Annotated in this window: 23 protein-coding genes and 3 pseudogenes; 5 read left to right on the top strand and 21 right to left on the bottom strand. The window is 35.6% G+C overall.

The window, feature by feature from the left end:
* Positions 1-129 precede the first annotated feature (129 nt).
* Complete coding sequence (locus X953_RS06250) at positions 130-693, bottom strand: AAA family ATPase (RefSeq protein ID WP_040954817.1); 564 nt, start codon at positions 691-693, stop codon at positions 130-132.
* Between the two features lie 590 nt (positions 694-1,283).
* On the opposite strand from X953_RS06250, the gene X953_RS06245 reads away from it, so the two are divergent.
* Positions 1,284-2,768, top strand: a complete 1,485-nt coding sequence (locus X953_RS06245; RefSeq protein WP_040954816.1) for a UDP-N-acetylmuramoyl-L-alanyl-D-glutamate--2,6-diaminopimelate ligase — start codon at positions 1,284-1,286, stop codon at positions 2,766-2,768.
* A 223-nt stretch (positions 2,769-2,991) separates the two neighbouring features.
* On the opposite strand, the gene X953_RS20375 is transcribed toward X953_RS06245, so the two are convergent.
* The 5 genes and pseudogenes from X953_RS20375 to X953_RS06225 form a co-directional block, all read right to left on the bottom strand.
* Positions 2,992-3,123, bottom strand: coding sequence for a hypothetical protein (locus X953_RS20375; RefSeq protein WP_255351054.1), 132 nt, complete (start codon positions 3,121-3,123; stop codon positions 2,992-2,994).
* Between the two features lie 366 nt (positions 3,124-3,489).
* Positions 3,490-3,885 carry a VOC family protein gene (locus X953_RS06240; RefSeq protein ID WP_040954815.1) on the bottom strand — a complete coding sequence of 132 codons (396 nt, stop codon included), beginning with the start codon at positions 3,883-3,885 and terminating at the stop codon, positions 3,490-3,492.
* A gap of 21 nt (positions 3,886-3,906) precedes the next feature.
* Positions 3,907-4,682, bottom strand: a pseudogene (locus X953_RS20215) (hypothetical protein).
* Between the two features lie 124 nt (positions 4,683-4,806).
* Positions 4,807-5,157: a hypothetical protein gene (locus X953_RS06230; protein WP_040954814.1), complete on the bottom strand. Its 351-nt coding sequence runs from the start codon at positions 5,155-5,157 to the stop codon at positions 4,807-4,809.
* 88 nt (positions 5,158-5,245) lie between these two features.
* A complete protein-coding gene (locus X953_RS06225; RefSeq protein ID WP_040954813.1) occupies positions 5,246-5,686 on the bottom strand; it encodes a MarR family winged helix-turn-helix transcriptional regulator in 441 nt (146 codons plus the stop codon).
* Positions 5,687-5,974: 288 nt separating this feature from the next.
* Between X953_RS06225 and X953_RS06220 the strand changes: the two genes are divergently transcribed.
* Both X953_RS06220 and X953_RS06215 read left to right on the top strand, forming a co-directional pair.
* Positions 5,975-7,645, top strand: coding sequence for an alpha-keto acid decarboxylase family protein (locus tag X953_RS06220; RefSeq protein WP_040954812.1), 1,671 nt, complete (start codon positions 5,975-5,977; stop codon positions 7,643-7,645).
* Between the two features lie 189 nt (positions 7,646-7,834).
* Positions 7,835-8,203, top strand: a complete 369-nt coding sequence (locus X953_RS06215) for a thiol-disulfide oxidoreductase DCC family protein (RefSeq protein WP_040954811.1) — start codon at positions 7,835-7,837, stop codon at positions 8,201-8,203.
* Between the two features lie 57 nt (positions 8,204-8,260).
* On the opposite strand, the gene X953_RS06210 is transcribed toward X953_RS06215, so the two are convergent.
* Positions 8,261-8,581, bottom strand: a complete 321-nt coding sequence (locus X953_RS06210) for a hypothetical protein (protein ID WP_040954810.1) — start codon at positions 8,579-8,581, stop codon at positions 8,261-8,263.
* 592 nt (positions 8,582-9,173) lie between these two features.
* Positions 9,174-10,208 carry a serine hydrolase gene (locus tag X953_RS06205; RefSeq protein WP_040954809.1) on the bottom strand — a complete coding sequence of 345 codons (1,035 nt, stop codon included), beginning with the start codon at positions 10,206-10,208 and terminating at the stop codon, positions 9,174-9,176.
* A gap of 462 nt (positions 10,209-10,670) precedes the next feature.
* On the opposite strand from X953_RS06205, the pseudogene X953_RS06200 reads away from it, so the two are divergent.
* Positions 10,671-11,327: pseudogene (locus X953_RS06200) on the top strand (alcohol dehydrogenase catalytic domain-containing protein); the annotation flags it as partial.
* 585 nt (positions 11,328-11,912) lie between these two features.
* Complete coding sequence (locus X953_RS06195) at positions 11,913-13,022, top strand: glycerol dehydrogenase (protein ID WP_040954808.1); 1,110 nt, start codon at positions 11,913-11,915, stop codon at positions 13,020-13,022.
* A gap of 393 nt (positions 13,023-13,415) precedes the next feature.
* On the opposite strand, the gene X953_RS06190 is transcribed toward X953_RS06195, so the two are convergent.
* From X953_RS06190 to X953_RS06140, 13 genes and pseudogenes are all read right to left on the bottom strand, one after another.
* On the bottom strand, positions 13,416-13,931 hold the full coding sequence (locus X953_RS06190) for a GrpB family protein (protein ID WP_040954807.1): 516 nt from the start codon (positions 13,929-13,931) through the stop codon (positions 13,416-13,418).
* Between the two features lie 181 nt (positions 13,932-14,112).
* The gene (locus X953_RS06185) at positions 14,113-14,511 is read right to left on the bottom strand and encodes a hypothetical protein (protein ID WP_040954806.1); all 399 of its coding nucleotides are present in this window, start codon (positions 14,509-14,511) and stop codon (positions 14,113-14,115) included.
* On the bottom strand, positions 14,508-14,720 hold the full coding sequence (locus X953_RS06180) for a helix-turn-helix transcriptional regulator (protein WP_040954805.1): 213 nt from the start codon (positions 14,718-14,720) through the stop codon (positions 14,508-14,510). The genes X953_RS06185 and X953_RS06180 overlap by 4 nt, the downstream gene beginning before the upstream one ends.
* A gap of 226 nt (positions 14,721-14,946) precedes the next feature.
* Positions 14,947-15,396: a hypothetical protein gene (locus X953_RS06175; RefSeq protein ID WP_040954804.1), complete on the bottom strand. Its 450-nt coding sequence runs from the start codon at positions 15,394-15,396 to the stop codon at positions 14,947-14,949.
* A 515-nt stretch (positions 15,397-15,911) separates the two neighbouring features.
* Complete coding sequence (locus X953_RS06170; RefSeq protein WP_040957004.1) at positions 15,912-16,823, bottom strand: ABC transporter ATP-binding protein; 912 nt, start codon at positions 16,821-16,823, stop codon at positions 15,912-15,914.
* Between the two features lie 3 nt (positions 16,824-16,826).
* Positions 16,827-17,525 carry an ABC transporter permease gene (locus X953_RS06165; RefSeq protein ID WP_040954803.1) on the bottom strand — a complete coding sequence of 233 codons (699 nt, stop codon included), beginning with the start codon at positions 17,523-17,525 and terminating at the stop codon, positions 16,827-16,829.
* A gap of 28 nt (positions 17,526-17,553) precedes the next feature.
* Positions 17,554-17,844, bottom strand: coding sequence for a hypothetical protein (locus X953_RS06160; RefSeq protein ID WP_040954802.1), 291 nt, complete (start codon positions 17,842-17,844; stop codon positions 17,554-17,556).
* A gap of 58 nt (positions 17,845-17,902) precedes the next feature.
* Positions 17,903-18,193 (bottom strand): hypothetical protein, encoded by a 291-nt coding sequence (locus tag X953_RS06155; protein ID WP_040954801.1) that lies wholly within the window; start codon positions 18,191-18,193, stop codon positions 17,903-17,905.
* Positions 18,193-18,492, bottom strand: coding sequence for a DUF2089 family protein (locus X953_RS06150; protein ID WP_040954800.1), 300 nt, complete (start codon positions 18,490-18,492; stop codon positions 18,193-18,195). Before X953_RS06150 ends, X953_RS06155 begins: the two co-directional genes overlap by 1 nt.
* Before the next feature lie 271 nt (positions 18,493-18,763).
* The gene (locus X953_RS19755; RefSeq protein WP_156958456.1) at positions 18,764-18,922 is read right to left on the bottom strand and encodes a hypothetical protein; all 159 of its coding nucleotides are present in this window, start codon (positions 18,920-18,922) and stop codon (positions 18,764-18,766) included.
* 204 nt (positions 18,923-19,126) lie between these two features.
* Positions 19,127-19,390, bottom strand: a pseudogene (locus tag X953_RS19425) (cadmium resistance transporter); the annotation flags it as partial.
* Between the two features lie 34 nt (positions 19,391-19,424).
* A complete protein-coding gene (locus X953_RS06145) occupies positions 19,425-19,937 on the bottom strand; it encodes a GNAT family N-acetyltransferase (RefSeq protein WP_040954799.1) in 513 nt (170 codons plus the stop codon).
* A gap of 415 nt (positions 19,938-20,352) precedes the next feature.
* Positions 20,353-20,640 (bottom strand): hypothetical protein, encoded by a 288-nt coding sequence (locus X953_RS06140; RefSeq protein ID WP_040954798.1) that lies wholly within the window; start codon positions 20,638-20,640, stop codon positions 20,353-20,355.
* Between the last annotated feature and the right edge of the window lie 84 nt (positions 20,641-20,724).

Raw genomic sequence — 20,724 nt, 5'->3', positions numbered from 1 at the left:
AATCGCTCCTTCGTAATTTTTTGTGCTAACATTTGGTCTTTTTCAATGTTAAGTGCTACTATCGCATTCGATTGGGGAACAACATTTTGATGAAAAGTTCACTCTAGCTAAGACCGAAATTGGAACCTGTTATAGACATTTTGAAATATTAGTAATTTCTCTTATTACAGAATTAACTTCATTGTTATCTTTAATTTTGAATAAATACTCTGCTTCCCCTTCTGTTGGGTCAACAACATCTTTTAATTGAGAGTCAGCTTGTTGCCTTAATAGCACTTCTTCAAAACTAGAAGCAAACCTTAAAATAGATGTACTGCGTTGAGTATTTATGACACGCTTAAATAGAACTTTATCTGGGATATCAAAATGAACCAAAACACGTACGAACTCGATTTTGGGATAAATTTTTTCAAGTAAATACTCTCTTCCTTTTTTAGAGAGATTTGAATTACTAACAATAATATGAAAATCAGTGTGCGTTTTAGCATAATCAACAATTAAATTTGAAATAGAATGTTTAAGAGTATTAGTTCCTGATTTAGGTTGCAGCTTTTTGTAATAGGCATTTATAAATTCAGCATGGTTATCTTGGTCCATAACAAAAGAATTATCCAACTTTTTTTCTAAATCTCTAGCAAATGTGCTTTTTCCGCTATGGGTCTTACCTACTGTAATAATTACTAACCTTTTCAAAAAAGCCCTCCTCTAATACAAATATCACATAGAAACTTTGACTTTTTAATTCAACTATTCGTTTTCCTAAATGCCTCTATTCAGGATTAATCTATATAAAATACGTCCCAAAAATGTTAAAGTTTCAATTAAATAAGAATAATTTCGGTTCATTTCAAAATGAAGCCGTACCTATTTAAAAGAACAAAGACCCCTAACATTGTTCCTGTGTCAAATTTATTTAGATTCTTTTAAAGGCAAGGAAATCCGAAATAATTACAGTACTAACCAATCCTAACATTGCTATACAAGACAATTGAATTGGATTACAAACTCCCAATATAAAAGCGAGAGCCTACCTCGGTTGGACACATATTTTCATTCCCCAAGGAGTTAACCATTCTTATCATTATCAATAATTTTGGCCCTGCTTCCAGGTTTCCTCGCTATCCGGTCCCACTGTCATGTTTGGCCGAATAAGTTTCAGAATTATACTTCTGATGTAAACTAATCTTAATTGATTGGAAATTGGATAGCCTTCTGAATAATGCTATAATTCCCTATATAAACGTAAGGTTTTGCTTAAGTCGCAATAAAGAGGATGGTTGGCATTGAATACAGAAGAATTAATAGAACTTATAAAAATTAAAACCATAAAAGGCGAGCTCCCTCTTACAGTTACAGGTATACAGATGAATTCAAAAAGGGTGGAACCTGGTAATCTATTCATTTGCATCACCGGCCATACCGTGGATGGTCACGATTTCGTTGATGAAGCGATCCGTCGGGGAGCTAAAATCATTATTGCTGAAAAAGCTATCACCATCGACTTTTCAAAAGTGGCTCTAGTTATTGTAAAAGACTCGGCAAAAGTCATGGCCCGTTTGGCTAATCATTTTTTTGATTACCCCGTTTCCCGCCTTTTGTCCATTGGAATCACCGGAACGAACGGCAAAACGTCCGTATCCCATTTAGTGCATGATCTATTGTTGCTTTCCAATTATAAATCGGCCGCTTGTGGATCACTTGGCTTTTATATAGATGAGAAATTTATTCCAACACAAAATACGACAAGTGATATCCTGTCAAATTTGGAAATGGCTCAGCAGGCTTTGGATCATGGCTGTGAAACAATGACGTTTGAAATTTCCTCACATGGTCTGGTCCATGGGCGGGTATGGGGAATTGATATGGACATTGCCGTTTTTACCAATCTCAGCCAAGACCATCTCGATTACCATGGAACAATGGAACGCTATGGACATGCAAAAGGTCTGCTTTTTGCCCAGCTTGGCCAGAACTTACGAACAGCCAAATATGTGGTATTAAACGCAGATGATCCATGGTACCGGCGGTTTTCACAGATGACGCCTTTTGAAGTCATCAGTTATGGTATTTTTCAGGAAGCAGATTTTTATGCTGCCCATATCCGCTGTAGCGAACATGGAACTGAATTTTCTCTCCATTCACCTGAAGGCATTTTCCCAGTCAAAACGAACTTCATCGGAGAATTCAATGTCTATAATGTATTAGCGGCTGTCGCTACTCTTTATGCCAGCGGACATGAGATCGACACGATTATTAAAAAGCTATCCTTCGTCTTTCCTGTGAAAGGACGTATGGAAAAACTGGATTATCCAGCGGGGCCAACTGTCTATATCGATTATGCCCATACGCCGGACGCGATTGAAAAAGCTATTCATAGTGTTATACCTTACAAAAAAGGTCGATTAATTGTATTGATTGCAGGAGGAAGCCATCGAGATACGTCAAAACGCCCAATTATGGCCGCCAAAGCCTCAGTGGCTGATTATGTCATTATCACCGTCAATAATCCAGGCACAGAAATCCCGAGCAAGATTGTTTCTGATTTTGAAAAAGGAATGCAGCATACGAATTACATCACTATTCCAGATCGAACTGAAGCTGTCCGGCATGCCATCCAAATTGCAGAGTCAAGGGATACTATCCTTTTGACGGACAAGGGGCATGAAACAACTTTATTGATCGACACGGAATGGATCCCTTATAACGACGAAAAGATCGCACGGGAACAATTAGAGCTTTTGTATGGTCCGATAAACACTGGACTCTAGTCATAACTAAATAAATAGGACAGCCGCTTTTTTTAGTACAAGCGACTGTCCCTATTTGTATTGCCTAACATCACAACAATGAAAAATGCACGTTACCATCCATCAAACCACATGCAGTACGTGAGATCAATGATAGACTGTGGGCGCGATATGAAGCTATATCTTACTACTATAATAATTATAGACAGATACAAGAATTTGGTGTCTAATGCTACCGGAAAACCTACTTGGATTTGCTTTTTCTTTTTTCCATTTCCTTTTTGACCATTGGAATACCTTTTTCTTTTCCCTGTCTAATTAACTTTTTTACCTTTGGATCATTCGCAAGCTTTATTAATTTCGATAGCTTTCCCATGCAAGATGCCTCCCTGAATGCCTATTTTATTAATCTTATTACTATGCATTCATATAATAATTATACTATACCCTTGTACTACTTATAAAGCGTCCACTGTTGGTTGTCCTTTCCTGTAATTGATAGAAGCTTATTGATTCCTCAATGTCATCTGTATAAAACGCAATACACTCCAATTTTTCCCAAATGAAATTGTATCCTTCTAAATTATTTAATATGTGGCCCTATATAGTTTGTAATTCATCTAATTCTCGTTACCTGTAGATTTTTGACTTGATATAACTTTGGCATAATTAACATTGCAAAAAGCTATATGTTTTAATAATCTGAAATTTGTTCTGATTAGATCCTGGTTTATCGATTGAGTTAAGGTGCTACAAGCTCTACTTTTATTCTATCCGGGTCTTCAAAGTAAACAGCATAATAGTCATCTCCGCCAGCAAATGGGTGCTTGTCCGGATATAGTATGGAGACTCCTCTATCTTTTAGTTTTTCAGTCATCTCATCTATGTGTTGTCGGGAATCAGCGTGAAATGCTACATGATTTAATCCTACCCGCTTTCTATGATAGGGGACATCCAGAAAGCTTTCCTCTGTTTGTACAAAAACAATATAGGTATCTTCAATCTTCCAGCTTTGTCCAGCCTCCCATTTTTGATAGGAGCTGTACCCTAATTCTTTGAGTAGCCACCCCCAAAACTCAACAGATTTCTTCAAATCAGAAACATATATTTCGATATGGTGAAGCACCCCTTTTGACAAATGATCTCTCCCTTTCCCTACTTATTTTTCAGCTAATTTCATAATTTCATTGGCAACAACTACTTCTGTGCCAGAGAGTCCCACGGAGCAAAACAAAGTCATATCATTATCTGAGTTTCTAGCAGCTCTTTTTCCTGCCACAATATCGGATAATTGGATAATATTATTTTCATAAGGTGTATTTGCAAGAAAATGTGGTGTTGAATAGTCGTTTAACTGCTCCAGCGAATCTGTCGTGATTATAGAGCTCTGACTTGCTACTTCTAGCGGTAACTCATGCCTGTTTTCTGACTTCGGACCAATCGTATTGATATGAACACCTTGTTTGAGCCAATCCAATTCAATAACAGGTGAGGAACTATTTGTTGCACAAATAACTATATCAGCATTTTCAACACAGGCTTTTGCGGAATGTACAGACGAAACCTTTATCCCTAATTTCTCAGACATTTCTTCAGCAAATTTGGTGCGATTTTGTTCATTGCGACTATAAACTAAAATTTGCTTTACATCGCGTACCCTGTGCGAATTGTACCAAGTGAATTGCCAATAATTATACCTTTGAAAACACCTGTATCTGAATCAAATACGGATACCAACTGTTCATGACCTGGATCCTCATTGGGGTAGGTATCATAAACCCGAAAACCTGTCACTTTTTCACTGCCGGTTGCTGCACCGGCAGTGAAAACCAGATTTCCATTAGGTGCCTCCAATTGGAAACGTGGAGGCGACACAAGTGTATCATTTGCTTTTTCCTGAAAAACCCGTTCAATCGCACCAATGATGGTTTTCATTTCGGTTAATCGTAAAACATCCGTATCTGTTAGCACTTGATATGACATAGACTTTATCTTCCCTTCCTTAAACGTCCAGCTCCCAACACAAATTCAATCCATAGCCGCTCGAATGTTATTTCATTTAATGCGTTTTTTCCCCTTCGCCAGCTATATTTATCGATTTTACTTTAGGTGTATGGAAACCATACCATTCAAACTCTAGATCATAATTTCTGTCTTCTTTTATTAAGTTCCATGTATTTTTATTTTCAACTACTAATTTTTCATCATCAACTACTATATAATAATCTTCCTCACACACTATTTTTTCATCATTGATATTCACATGCTCTTTTTCTGTACAATCTACTTTCTTAACTTGTACATTGTTAGCAGTTCCCGTATGGCTTAAAGAATAAGAACCATACACAATTAACAACACAATTACTATTATTGAAAGTGTTATATATTTAAAGATATGTTTAGATTTCACTGAACTTCCTCCTATTTCTTAGATCTGAGCGAACTTGCTGCATTGAAGAAGCATAGTAAAAAAACTCCCTACGATTCGTCCTCAAATCTTAGTCATCCCTATCATTATCAATAATTTTTTTCATCACCTGCTTCCACGTTTCCTCGCTATCCGGTCCCATCGATTCAAAGATTTCATTCATTTTGCCCCGTTGAACATTGCTCAATTGCATCTCTAGGTGTTGACCTTTTTCTGTTAGACATAACTCCCGTACACGACGATCGTATTCCGCCGGTTCACTTTTTATATACCCCATTTCAATGAGTTGACGCATTGGAGCATGCAATGCTTGTTTGCTTACTTCTAATGTTTTCAAAAGCTCGTGCACACTTATGTTTGGAGTTCGAGCTACAAAAAATAAAACCCGGTGATGAAGGCGTTGAATCCCATGTTCTTCAAGTATGCGGTCAGGTTCCTTTGTAAATGTACGGTAGGCGAAATAAAAAAGCATTAGTGTCTCATTTAATTGTTCTTCACGTTTTTTATTCATTTAGTTCGTACCTCCTTCTAAAAGAATAACAAAATTTCAGCATCTTTTATATTAGCATCCCTTTTAGAGACAGGGAGAAACATGTTGCGCCTTATATATAGGTCAATAGTGTTGACCTAACTTCCTTATGATGTTACCATTTTATTTAAGGTCAAGTTAGTTGACCTAATGTAAACTGGGTGAAGCTCAGGTTACTTATCTTTACTAAGGATGTCTCACGAGCCATCGTATAGAAAATGGATAGATGTAAAATCTAACAACAGAAAATACTGATTTGAGGTGCTATTGATGAAACAGGAATATACAGTCGGGAATTATTTATTGGATCGTTTATCAGAACTAGGGATCCGTCATATGTTTGGCGTACCTGGTGATTATAACTTAGCCTTTTTAGATAATGTGATCGATCATGAAGAAATGGAATGGGTTGGAAATCGGAATGAGTTAAACGCCGCTTATGCCGCTGATGGCTATGCACGTATTAACGGATTTGCTGCCTTAATCACAACATTCGGTGTTGGTGAATTAAGTGCGATCAATGGAATTGCTGGCTCCTATGCGGAACATGTACCTGTTGTAAAGATTACAGGTGCGCCTACAACAAAGGTGATGGACAATGGTTTATATGTTCATCACACCTTAGGAGATGGGAATTTTGATCATTTTTCCAGAATGTTTCAAGAGGTAACTGTAGCCCAAACCTTTTTAACACAAGAAAATGCGGCACAAGAAATTGATCGGGTGCTGCTTGCCTGTATGACAGAAAAGCGCCCTGTTCACATCACGTTGCCAATAGATGTATATGATAAACCTGCGAACAAGCCAGAGAGTCCGTTGCATGAAGAGGTAGCAACAAGTAATCACGAAGCACTTAACCAAATGCTTTCTGAGCTAACCCCTATGATTGAGAAGGCAAAGCAGCCAGTCATCTTAGCTGGTTACGAGGTAAACCGTTATGAAAACCGGGAAGAATTGATGGCATTTGCTGACAAAACAGGAATCCCTGTTACTATTTTAAGTGGAGGGAAAGGTGCGTTTAACGAAGAACACCAACAATTTATTGGGGTCTACAATGGAGAACTAAGTGCTCCCTATTTACAAAAGCGCGTAGATGAAGCGGACTGTATTATTCAAATTGGTGCTAAACCGACGGATTCAACGACAGGTGGTTTTTCCTATAACTTTTCAAATAAAGATGTGATTCAGATAACCCCATTTTCTGTGATTACTGCTAACCAAAAATATGCGCCAATTACAATGAAAGATGCGTTAGTAGCACTAAGTGATAAGGTTGCACAAAAGAACACAGCGGATTTAAACATCATTCCACTTCAGTCGCAATTAGATCAGAATACTTTTGAAGTAAAAGAAAAAAACATAAAACAAAATCGATTCTTTGAGCGTCTATCTCATTTTATGAAAGAAAAAGATGTGTTGTTGGCAGAACAAGGAACTTCTTACTATGGTGCCGCAACGATGCCAATACCGAAAGATACCATGTTTATTGGGCAGCCGCTTTGGGGATCCATCGGTTTTACTTTTCCGGCATTATTAGGTTCACAGCTTGCCGATATGAACCGACGTAATATCCTTCTAATTGGAGATGGTTCGTTCCAATTAACAGCACAAGAGCTTTCAACCATGCTCGATCAGAAAATCAAACCGATTATTTTCTTAATTAATAATGACGGCTACACCGTTGAACGTGCAATCCATGGCGAGAATCAACCTTATAATGATATTCCGATGTGGGATTACAAAAAGCTGCCTGAAGTATTCAGCCCCGAAGGAAAAAGCCTGACATACAAAGTGCAGACGGAAACTGAACTGGAAGAAGCATTAAAAGCAGCAGAAAACAATCATGACTCACTAACGTTTATTGAAGTTGTCATGCATCGTGATGACAAACCTGAATTGCTGGCACAACTTTCAAAACGGTTTGCAAAACAGAACGGTTAGTGCTGGTGGAGAAGTCCTTAATAAATAGGGGCTTCTCTTTTTTTTAAAATAATATTGCTAGCTAAACTATGCTGCTAGTTCTCTACGTATAAGAAAATGATGATTTGCAATAGTCACTGAAGGGAAAATGGAAGATGAACTCATTCAATTAAGCTAGAAAAAATATGGCACAGAAGGGAGAAAGAACATATGAATAAACATATCGTATTTTTCGATGCCGAATGTCCTTTATGTCGCACAGTGAAAGCAGTGCTGAAAAGACTGGATTGGAATGACAGCATTACCTGGTACCCTGTTCAGGAAGTAAGTGATTCAATAAAAGAAAGAGTCAATAACTATAAAAATATGTATGACGAAATTTATATGTATACGAAAGATAAACGGGTGCTAACAGGATTTAATACCGTACGTAAGATCCTATCTGTACTGCCCGCCACGATTCCTTTAGCTTTCTTACTCTACCTTCCGTTTGTGAAAAATATTGGAGATCCTGTGTATCGTTTTATTTCGACTCGCCGTTATGAATGGTTCGGCAGAGTGCCGTATAAGAAGTTGTGACTGCCTGGATCAGGGGGGGTTTTAATACAGCTCCCCTGATCTATAAATACCGGCAACTTAAAAGAAATAGTCTACATAAATAAATAAGCTAGCAAGTAATCCGATCACCGCATAAGCTACAGAAACGACAAAGGGAACATTAGGAGAAAACTTAAAACTTTTGTCACTTTTATCATTTGCTGGATTTCCCATGGCTAGGTCTGTATACTTCGTAGTAAAACCGCCTGAAGAAGAAAAAAACAAGATAATAAGAGAAATTACTATACCTACAAATAACATAACATCTATGAAATGAGTGTCGGTCAAATCGTTTAAGATAATGTTAATAATTACTAAAAACAAAACTGTAATTACACCAATTATGAATTTCTTCAACATATGCTACCACCTTTGTTTATTATTGTTCCGGTACTAATTTAGACGGACGAGTTTATATAAAATAAATGTATCTCTCCCTTTTTTGTAGAAGTACGATTATAATAAGAAAATGTTTCAAATTATTTCCATAATTTTTATATTAAATAAAAATTTTTACTTTTATAAATGTGTCTATTAATAGAATGAACTTTTCTGATATTGTAGAAGTTAAATTGTAAAACTTTTTAGGGTGGTAAAAAATAAGAAAACATACGCATGTGTAAGGTCTGATTTTCGTGTTATGGTAAGCATAGAGACAAAAAAAGCATTAACTAAAAGACCGAAGAACGCTGATATCTTCGGTCAGCAATGATTCGCCCCCATTCAAGAGGGGGACAGTACAAACAAGGAATAGACCTCACTCGGCTGGTAAACATAGGGAGTTCTATTTTTTCTGGTATTATCCCTATCAATTCTGCTAAGCCTATTGATACAACAGTACTTCCCGAGCGAGTCTCCACTACAGCACGTTGTAAGTAAAGCAATTTCCCTTTATATATTTTTTTGCAAATCAGTAAGTAATAGACCACCTTTAAATATAGCTTTTTCACTATCAAGCCATAGCAAGCCGCATAGCGAAGCGTACGGGAAGTGAAGAATTTGCTATTTGGTTCACATCTCCCACAAAAAATAAATCCTCTCTAGGATAATAAAATGCAAATGAACCTGTTGAACCGGAATGACCAATTAACTCACCTTTACCCATAAAGAGTGTGGAAAAGCCACTTAGTGGAACTCTCATAAATCCAGCACCATAGTGAATGGGAAACATGGCAAATTGCAACTTATTATTTACTTCCAATTCATGAAAAACAGTTTTGTTAAATAGTTTCCCACCAAAGAAAGCTTTGATAAATATCATTAGTTCAGACGTTGTAGAAATAGCACCGCCACTGGCACCGCAACTCTCTACGAATTTAGGGCGGTGAAGTATACTGTTCTTATAATAAATAGTTGGCACAAAACTCTCACCACTCTTCGGGAGATAGGTGTTTTTGAGCTCTAGGGGAGCAAAGATGAATTGTTCATATACATCAGCTAAGTTTGAATTAGTGATGATTTCAATGATTTTACCAAGGAGATCAAAGTTTACGCTCGCGTAATGCGCTCTATTGTCCAGGTTGGGTGCAAAGTGTGGTTTATGTTTTTTCGTCAGCATTATAATATCATCAAAATTATATTGCTTATCCTGATGGATCACTCGTTTTTTTGTATTATTATTTCCTTCTTCAAAGTCATCCGGTAGCCCACTCGTTTGAAATAATAAATTAGAAACCGTAAGCTTCATAGAATATTCTTTTCCCTTGTAAATATGTAGTTTATTCAGGGTATCTCCTTGAAAATATTTTGTTATTTTATCGTCTAATGATAACTTACCCTGTTCTTTTAAAATGAAAATACAGGTGGTTGTAAACAGCTTTGTAATGCTTGCCATAAGGAATGGTGTATCTCGACCCTTGCCCTCATATCCATTACTGTATGAAAAATCTCCATTCGTGTTTTCCACAAAAAGAACGGTCTCATGTATCTGTTTGTTTTTAACGAATCGTTCGAAAACCTTCTGGATTTTTTGTTGTTTAATTTCCATACAACACCCCCACAATTTTTAAACAATAAAGCTCCCTATAAATGTACGGTCTTAAATACACCAACTAATTTCAGGCTGCAGTTTAGCAAACTCTCAGCATCGTTGCCAGTCACAGCGCCTTATACGGAATAATTTGTTCATATTTTAGACCATAGGTTTTAATATAAAAGGTATGCCCATTAACTGTTTGCCATTACCCCATTATCAATAGATCGTTAAGTAAATTCAGATAATTAAATAACTAAGTCACACTTAATGCTGCTTATTACCCTGGGCAACGTGCAATCGTTTCATCTTCAATAAAATGTCCGTTTTATAAATATAAATTCTCACATAAAAACAGTTAGTTAAAATTAAGTAACCCCATAATACGAGTCATTATCCCCATCAAGAAAACAGGCTCCTGCTAAAACGCATATATTTTAAGTGAAAGGAGATTATACAATATATGGATGGGATGGTATGAAAGCAGTGACATATCAAGGGGCTAAAGACATTAAAGTGAAAAAAGTTGACGCTCCTACAATTGAAAAACCAGATGATATTATTGTGCGAATTACTTCTACAGCAATTTGCGGATCTGATTTGCATATCTATCTTGGGTCATTGCCGACACATAAGGATTATGTGATTGGCCATGAACCCATGGGAATCGTAGAAGAAGTTGGACCTGAGGTCGTAAAAGTTAAAAAAGGAGATCGAGTGATCATTCCTTTCAACTTGTCGTGTGGCGAATGTTTCTTTTGCCAGCATGATATGGAAAGCCAATGCGATAACTCCAATCCAAATCCTCACGTAGATACAGGAGGTTTTATCGGGTTTACAGAACGGTATGGTAATTACCCAGGTGGACAAGCAGAATATTTACGTGTGCCGTTTGGTAACTTTATCCCTTTCGTCGTTCCAGAAAGCTGTGAGTTGCCTGATGAATCACTATTATTTTTATCTGACATACTGCCAACTGCTTATTGGAGCGTAGAGCATGCTGGAGTGAAAAAAGGCGATACTGTAATCATACTAGGCTGCGGACCAGTTGGCCTTCTCACCCAAAAGTTCGCATGGCAAAAAGGGGCAAAACGGGTAATTGCGATTGACCATGAACCTTATCGTCTGTCATATAAACCATAGATGTAGGCTCAAAAATAGAACTCGCAATGGCTTGTTTCCATGTACTTTTACATCCTCCATCGCAGCTACCGGAGTTCTCTGTATGCTTAAGCACATATACTCTTCTCTTCATCGCTTTTTAATTTAAAGTTATTTAACTACAAATTAATAAGTTTTAGAATAGTGATTGAATAAACACTCATAATTTTCAGGCACAACGTACGAACAATATTTTGGTTTATATGAGCCTCAACTCGATAAAAACAAGATTCTAAGTTGCAAAGGTTAACCCGTATTTGTATGTACCTTGTATATTATATGTATATAGAGAGATGATACACAAATGAATAAGAAGTCAGTTAGAGAGGAAAGTTACTTGTTGAATACGCGATTCGTCACAACGTGTTGGTGAACTAAAATAGTATTTATTAAGTTGAATTATTATAATGGCGATATGATGGCCTAAAACAGTAAGTGAGGATTTCCTAGGCCTACAACTGACCAAAATGGGGAAGAAGCGCCACTCAACATTTAGGGGATACATCACTGATTAAGTTAGAAAAATACATTATTTTATAGAAAAGAGAGATGATTTTGATGTCTGAAAGAATTTTTACAAGTCCAGCAAAATATATACAAGGGAAGAATACAATAAAAAATATTGGATCTTATTTGAAAGAAATTGGTAGCCAGGCTGCAGTTATCGCTGATGATATCGTATGGGATATTGCAGGGCATCAAGTCGTGGATGCTTTAAAAGAAAAAAATATAGAGTCCAGAGAAATTCTATTTAATGGAGAATCTTCAGAAGAAGAAATTGAACGAATTACTCAGGAAGCTAAAGATGCGGGAGCTACGATAGTAATCGGTGTTGGAGGAGGTAAAACATTAGACACATCCAAAGCAATTGCGGATGCACTAAATGCATATACGGTTATTGTTCCAACAGCAGCTTCAGCTGATGCACCAACAAGTGCGTTATCCGTTGTTTATTCGAACGAAGGGGCTTTCGAAGGTTACCGTTTCTATAAGCGTAATCCAGATTTAATTATACTTGACACTAAAATTATTGCAGCAGCTCCACCTCGTTTATTAACTTCAGGTATAGCAGACGCTATGGCTACATGGGTGGAAGCACGCGCAGTCATTCGGAATGGTGGAAAAAACCAAGTTGGTGGAAAAACGACACTAGCTGCAGAAGCCATTGCTAAAAGATGTGAAGAAGTCTTGTTTGAATATGGACATTTAGCTTATGAATCAGCTAAAATCAAAGCAGCAACGCCGGCACTTGAACATGTTGTTGAAGCAAACACACTGCTCAGTGGATTAGGATTTGAAAGTGGTGGATTAGCTGCAGCACATGCTATCCATAATGGATTTACTGCCTTAGATGGTGAAATTCATCACTTAACCCACGGTGAAAAAGTTGCCTTTGGTACATTGGTGCAGTTAACACTTGAAGATAGTTCCCTCGAGGAAATTGAACGTTACATTGGTTTTTACATTAGCTTGGATTTACCAGTGACACTTGAAGATATTAAATTAAAGGATGCGAAACGGGAAGACATTTGGAAAGTTGCAGAAGCAGCTAATGTTAAGGAAGAAACGATTCATAATGGATTTAACGTTACAGTGGACGAAGTGGTTGATGCTATATTTGCAACTGATCAGTACGCAAAAGCGTATAAACTTAAATATAACTTATAAAAAGTGAATCGTAATTTTTAGAATAGGCCCCCTGCCACTCATCCTAATGTTTAGATAATCACTACATGCTTAAATAGGAAAAATCATAAAAGAGCAGGATACAATTCACTGTATCCTACTCTTATTTTGAGTAACTAACTATTCAACAATGACGCACAATTGCTAATCTTCCTTATGTCTTTTTATGCAAAAAATCGAATTACACTATTAGCCACAAATAAAGGTAAAAAATCATAGCAACGATACATTATAGAAGACATCACAACCTTCAATTAGATTATGTAGTAATCTTAACTTATTAACGAAATTGAATTTTTAAATAATCTGGCACTTATACGGTATAAAGGGCGTATAGCTCTATGCTGCAATTGCGCCTGAGTGAGGAAGACGACTTTATCTGTCTTTGTACCAATGGACTGCCTTTTCTTCCAACTCCTTAACAAATGCATCTTTACCGACTGCATAAGAATCAATGTCACTCGGGAACTGTTTAGCCAGGTTTTCTTTTAAGTGTCCATACCTTTTAGCATCTTCGCAGTGTGTTCGTAGATAGTCTCTAACCGCTAAGTGACGATCAATGTCTCCCTCGTTGTCTACCTGAAATACATGTATGTGATGTGTTCTATTATCTCCACCCTTTCTGAAAAACCTTCTTCCTTTTATACCGTTTTCGCCCAATGATTCGTAGCCAATTCCCGCCATTTGCCCATTTAGCAAATCGATTTTTCCAATATGTTTAACTACTGGCATAATATCAATAATGGGTTTAGCCTTTAGCCCATTAACAGAGGTGCTGCCAATATGGTGAATGTCAATTAATTCATCACCAAAAATAACTTTAATACGTTGGGCTTCTTCTTTGAACATTCGCTCCCATTTCTCGTTATGTTCCTTTACTTCAATCTTCATAATACCCCCAACCCCATTCTTATTTTAAGTATATAACACGTTCATCATTAGCTTCCCTAAATGTTTTTCTAATAAGATCTAATGTGCAACTAATCCAATTAAATGGCCCTACAATGGCAAATTGGGCGCTATCCTTTATTCCAGATGTGCGCCCGATTGATGAAGAAAATCTTCTATCAATTTATTTTCGACTTACAATAAATCCGCCTATTCCACTAAACCATAAATAAGCAATGATAATTATCCATAAATAGGTGATTGAAATACTTTCCATTCCTAAAATCGTAATTATCCCTAATGTTATAAAAAGCACTCCTATAAAAATATTTGATGCATACAACAGGAATTTTAGCATATTTTTTCTTGTTCGTTCATCTGTTTCGGGTGTATTATCATTTTTCACAAGGACCTTTATAACATTAATGATGAATAAGATAGTAGCACCAGTTATAAATCCAAGTAAGGAACTAAAATTAAACTCTCCAGTAATAGCATAAATAATTATTAATCCAATTATTGCACCAAACATTATGCAAACAGCCATAAAAGCCAAATTCCACTTTTGTAATTCCTTCTTCATTTTTTCTCCTCCTCTTCTAATATAAATACATCTTGCAATGGAACATCAAAGTATTTCACAATTTTAAGAGCAAGCTCCAGACTTGGGTTATATTTATTATTTTCGATTGCGGTAAAGGTTTGCCGTGTTACCTGTAAATCCTCCGCCATCTTTAATTGTTTAATACCTCGTTCTTTTCTAATCTGTTTAATATTATTTTTGACAGGCACAGTATTCACCGCCTTTTTTGTAAAGAAATCTTTACTTATATTATAACGTATTTTCACCTTTTGTAAATATTTCTTTACATTTTAAACGTATAAAAACTACATCCTATGAAGAATGTAGTCTTATAAGATTTTATTCAATTTTAAGAAAATGACCTAATTCTGGCACAATGCTTTTCCACAACCGCGCCCTTTTGTTGAACTAATTCTTCAATTGCTGTACGAAATTTTATTGCGTGATTACCCAAAATTCACGATCTTTCAACACTAAATCATAAGATGTTTTTATCTCTATCCAACGAACTTCTCTCCGCAATGAAACACCCAAATCCTCTTTGCCATTAAGTGAAGTGAAATACTCAACAATTCCACTGGATTGAACAGCCTTTTCTAAATAAGAATATAATATATCCAAAACTTTTCCTTCCTCAGCAGTCCCCTTTAATTCAAGTTTTAATGGCATATAATTCGAGTATGTTGCTACTTGGTAATTGAATGAGAAATAAGGACTATATGAAAACTTTTGTTTTAGCTTCTCATCGTAGTTATTTTCGAAATAGAGATACACAAAGTCTAGTTCACTGTCAAAAATGTTAGGTTGTTTAGTAGATATGGGATTTAAACCGAACGTGCCTTGGGGCAACCTATTTGGTGAAGCAATATATACATATTGAGTCACAAGTATCTAACCCCCTTTAATAAAGTTAACTTATCATTTTATTCCGCAAAATGGCCAAATAATGGCATAGCCTTTTTAATATTTTCGCCCGAGTGCTGTTAATGATTATTTCATTTCAAGTTTTAAAGCATCCACATATTGTTTCCCCTCGACCAATGATGAACCTAATGTTTCGCGTACTTTTTTACTGCTTTTACATCGTCACCATGGTTAATTAATTCACGTAACTCATCATTGATTGGATTTTCAGGAATATCTATTTAGAGATAAGGTCTAGAGTGTACCTAATACCTTTGACGCGTTCATTTAGTTTAACAACATAAAAAACTAAATAAAAGCCAATAACCAAGAGCAGCATTTCTATAAAAATAATATCCATCATACAACACCTCTTTACTCAAAATCATTTGGAACCCCATGGTCCGACTCTGACACAGCCTTGTGCGATTATAGCTTTCAAGCGGAACTTTGAAATTTCATTTTTATTGAAGACGCATGTGACATCCATCTTCAATTTAAGTATTCATAAAGACGTCCTCTAATGAACGCTGTTCAACTTTCATTTCATACAAAAAAACACCAGATTTAATTATCTCTTTTGACAGTTTTGGCATGTCTTCTTCTGAAGTGACTTGTAAGAATGTGTATCCTCTCCTTGTTTCAACTAAGATTATATCCAATTTGAGTTTCTCAGACAATTTTTGTAAGTCTTCTTCTTGCAATGCAGGTTTTGTTCTAACGGAAATGGTAACCCCTGCACCTGTTTCCTCTTTTAATTGGCGAGGTGTACCTAGCTTTTTAATAACACCATCGCTTAGAATGCCAACCCTATCACTTACTTTATCGATTTCATCTAAATTGTGTGAGGTAAGAAGAATCGTTTTTCCTTGGTTCTGTAGTCTTGTCACTAAATTTCGTATGTTAATTGCTGATTCTGGATCAAGACCCGATGTTGGCTCATCCAGAATAATTAACTTAGGATTTCCCAGTAAAGCTTGAGCTATACAAATTTTCTTTTTCATACCAAAGGAATATGAGTTGATTCTTTTCTTTTCCGCCCCTTCTAGCCCGACATCTCTTATTAGAGTTTCATAGTCTTTCTTACTACGCTTATCTCCCGTCAATTTTCCCATATAATTCAAAAATTGCAATCCTTTCATGTTCCCATATAAATTAGATACGTCTGGCATTACACCAACTCTATTTTTCACCTTATTTAACTTGTTATCTGAAACTCCCATTATCTTGAATGAGCCAGCGCTTTTATTGGTTATACCTGTAATAGTGTGAATGAAGGTGGATTTACCAGCCCCGTTATGACCTACGAATCCAAAAACTTCGCCTTGGTGGATTTCTAAGTTAATATTCTTTAACACTTCTGTGCTTCCATACTTTTTCGTTAGATGATTAACTTCAATTATGTTCATCATTTATAAATCCTTTCTTTGCATAATAAAAACAGCTATTAACAAGTAGATGACTCCAATAACTATCGGAATGAACATCAAACCAATTGAACCTTCTAGGTATTTGTAAGGCAATAAATATTTGAATGGTGCTAAATACCATTTATCAGAGAATATTGCAACAAGTCCTATAATTGGCAAGGCAATACCGAGCAAAATACCCAAGAACATCGTTAATTTTGACTTTGTAAATACTGTGGAAATTAAAACCACAAAGCTAACAATATAAAATAAAAATATTAAGGATTGAAAATAATCTTTCGGAAACCACGAACCAGCCATGATGGATAGTACGATAAATGATATCGATACCGTTATCACCCAAAATAACATTATGCCTAAAAATTTACCTACCACGATCTGCGCTCTTGACACTTTTGTCACAAGTAAACGCATCGTTCTTAATTCAATTTCCTTGTTGATCAAATCGTGAGAAGTTGCAAATACAAATAAAAACCCAAATACTAACACAATTAACGCAATCGCGGCTGTATATGCAGAACCCTCTTCTCCACCACTTTTCATAATCTCATCGATTAAACCTGGATTGCTATCAATAAATGTGGCTGATTGGTAAGAAACATACGTAATAAATAAAATAATTAAAATGGATCGCACACTTTTAAATGAATCAGTAAACTCATGTTTTAACACATGGAACATTTTTATCTCCCCTTTTCAGTTTTATAAATCATCTCAAATCATGAGATTCCATTTTTTCCAATTCTTTTTTCCTTTTTTTGGCGAGAGACTCTCTTCCTGAAGCCCAAATTGAAAGTAATATTGTTGTTCCTAAAATGGCGATAAACCAAAAATCTTTTGTTTCATTGGAATCAAATAATCCTAAAAGCTTAACACATATTAAGAATATGATATAAAATACCGGTAGTAGACCTCCCCATAATGGTTTTCTCCTCGTTGAGAGAAAGTGCTGAAGAACCAGTATCAAAATTGTTATTAGTAAATTAAGTAACCATCCCATATCGTCTGTCCTCTCCAATCATTATTGTTTGTATTGAAAAATATCGTTAAATGCTAATCTATTTCATATCATAAGACTTCATTTTATCTAATTCTTTCTTTATCTTTCTCTTCAGGGAGTTCCTGCCATCAATCCATATCCCCACAAAGACTCCGAACCCCAATATATAGAAAAAAATATCTCGTGATGAATTTATATCCAGATCTTTTGTAATTAATAGGTATCCGAAAACAATAAAGTAAATTGCAGGGAATATTCCCCCTGGCCAAGCACGTTCCCTTGTAGATAATTCATGGTGCAGAGTAAGTACTAATATTGTAATTGGTATAGCAATTACATAACCTAACATTATTTATCACTCTTTTCTTTTTTATATTTATCTATAATTAGCTTTGCCTCTTCCAAGTTAATACGATCATCAATTGAAAGTTGTTTAATGAAAGTTATAAACTCCTCATTATCCGCAGCATCGTTTAATTTTATTTTTTCAATTAACCTATCTAACTTAATCCTTACTGTCGGATAAGAAACCTCATAAATTTTTGCGATTTCTTTTAAAGACCCTGAATTCATAACAAATTTTTTAATGAATTCCACGTCTTCCCCGTCTAATGATAAAATCCAATTCGGAACATCTTTTATATCCATTTAGTCACCCCATCTCATCTAATATGTAATTTTACTTTAACATAAATATTGACTATGTAAAACATTTATTTAACATTATTTAATATTTACTTTAAAAATGCTAAATATTATTACACAAAAAAAGACCCGTTTATTTAAAAACGGATCTTTTTTTAACTTAATGTGCATTTAAATATTGATTTGTTTATTAATCCGAATGCACATTCTTATTCACCCCATATAATGTTTTGCAAGTATTCCGCCAAGTGTGGTCATACCTCTATCCAATTAACTATTTCACTGCCTTCCAAATTGTCCATCTATCTTTTTCCACTATGCTGTGATCTGTTGTTATTAAATCATCAATATGATCTGTTACTAGCTTCAATTCTTTATCGTTTAGTTCATGTAAAATGCTTCTTCCTGTACTATCGCTTAAGTCTGTAAGCAATTGCTCTTTACTTCAGTTTTTTTAATACATATTGATGCTCTTCTCCAATTTCATTATAGTTTTTTTTCATCACTTAATTGATAGTAGTATCAAGCCCCAATTCCATTACTTTTTCGTTTTACCATTCTACTTTTATTGTCGAATTAATGTGGTATCATTACCCTCCTAAGAGAGAGAACTCTCTCGAAAGCTTGAAAAGTTTCTTCAAGTTAATTCAGGATAGATATCAGTGTCGGGTATGGTGTCGTTTTCGTAAACGATAAAGACACCTAACGCTATATAAACCGTTGCCACAACCCATCTGCTGAACCTTTCAATCTAACTTGCACCACCTGAAATATTCGAAAGTTGTCTGGCAGAATATACAAGTACAAAAATAAGTACGATAAAGACAAGCAGCGTGATAATGAGTTCATTTACATCCAATGTGGTAAAATAAGGTGTGAACAAACCGATATTATCAGCCCCATTATTTTGGAATAATGGGGGGATTTTTAGTTACTCAACATGGCTTATCTTTGTATGCAACGTGAGCAATTTGTTTTTCATCATTCTTCTCAAAAAACTTATAGGTTTTCATACCAATTTTTTCTGCCACTTTTTGTGAGTGAATATTTTTTAAAGTCGTATACGAAAATATTTTTGGATAGTCTAAAATATCAAACGCGTATTCCTTACAAGCAAATGCTGCCTCTGTGGCATACCCTCTATTCCAATACGCTTTAATAATGTGAAATCCGATTTCTGGTAACCTTTCCCCATCAATGTTCTGCATTGTTATCCCACAATCACCGATAAACGTATCCCCATCTTTTAATACAATTGCCCATAGTCCATGTTTATCTTGTTTATAGTTTTTCATATTCCATTCAATCCAATTTTCTACCTCTTCTTGGTTAAAAGGGCGGGGGTAATATTGCATGGATTCTGGGTCGGAAAGCACTTTCGATAATTCATTAATATCGTCCATTTCTAACTCCCTCAAATATAATCGTTCCGTCTCGATAATCTTCAAAAATGATCCCCCCTAAGCATTTATTTTTTGCAATAAAAAGGCCCGTTTGAGGCAGCCTTATTTAACAACTGCGTCCAATAATTTAATACTATTTATTAATATAATGGCCACCCATATATTTTTTGCTACGCAGAACATCTTCCATTATTTTTAATGCATCGACAGGATCTTGCCTAGAATTTATGGATTCAGACTCCTTGTAAAATCCCTTATTAAAGTTAATTGGAGCATCTCATCCCTCCTAATAATCTGAGTTGCTCCCTAGTGGTTAGTGCATAAGTCCACTTATATTTACAGTTTTCGCATACAGGCATATTAATCTCTTCTTACCTAGAGTTGTAACTTATAGGTTATATCATTTATGAGGGACACATTTAATCAACTAGTGCGCCCTATTGTTAAATTGCGAGACAAATCATTTATTTTTACTTTTTAACTCTAAAAGTATAGGAGTTATATTTAATAAAATTGATATAATCGTCAAAACCCATAATGCTGTTTCCATTGTAGGCACTACATCTAACAAAGCAGCCCAATCCTCCGCTTTTACCCAATCGGATACCATACTGTATGTTGAGACAGGTGTTAGTGCTGTAAATGATAGTCCCGCTGCCATTGCCAATTTATAATCTTTCCCTGTTCCATACATAAAAAGATTTATAAGAGTTGCTACTATAGCAATAACTCCTAATATTATCCACATAATTATATCTCCTTTTTGCAAACTGACCCGATAGACGCCCAGACCTTATTCGTGAATTACTCTCTTTTATAGAATAATCATTCA

The sequence above is a fragment of the Virgibacillus sp. SK37 genome, assembly GCF_000725285.1.
GTDB lineage: Bacteria > Bacillota > Bacilli > Bacillales > Amphibacillaceae > Virgibacillus_Q.
Note: the sequence above shows the minus strand (reverse complement) of the source record. Positions and strands in the feature narration are given on the sequence as shown.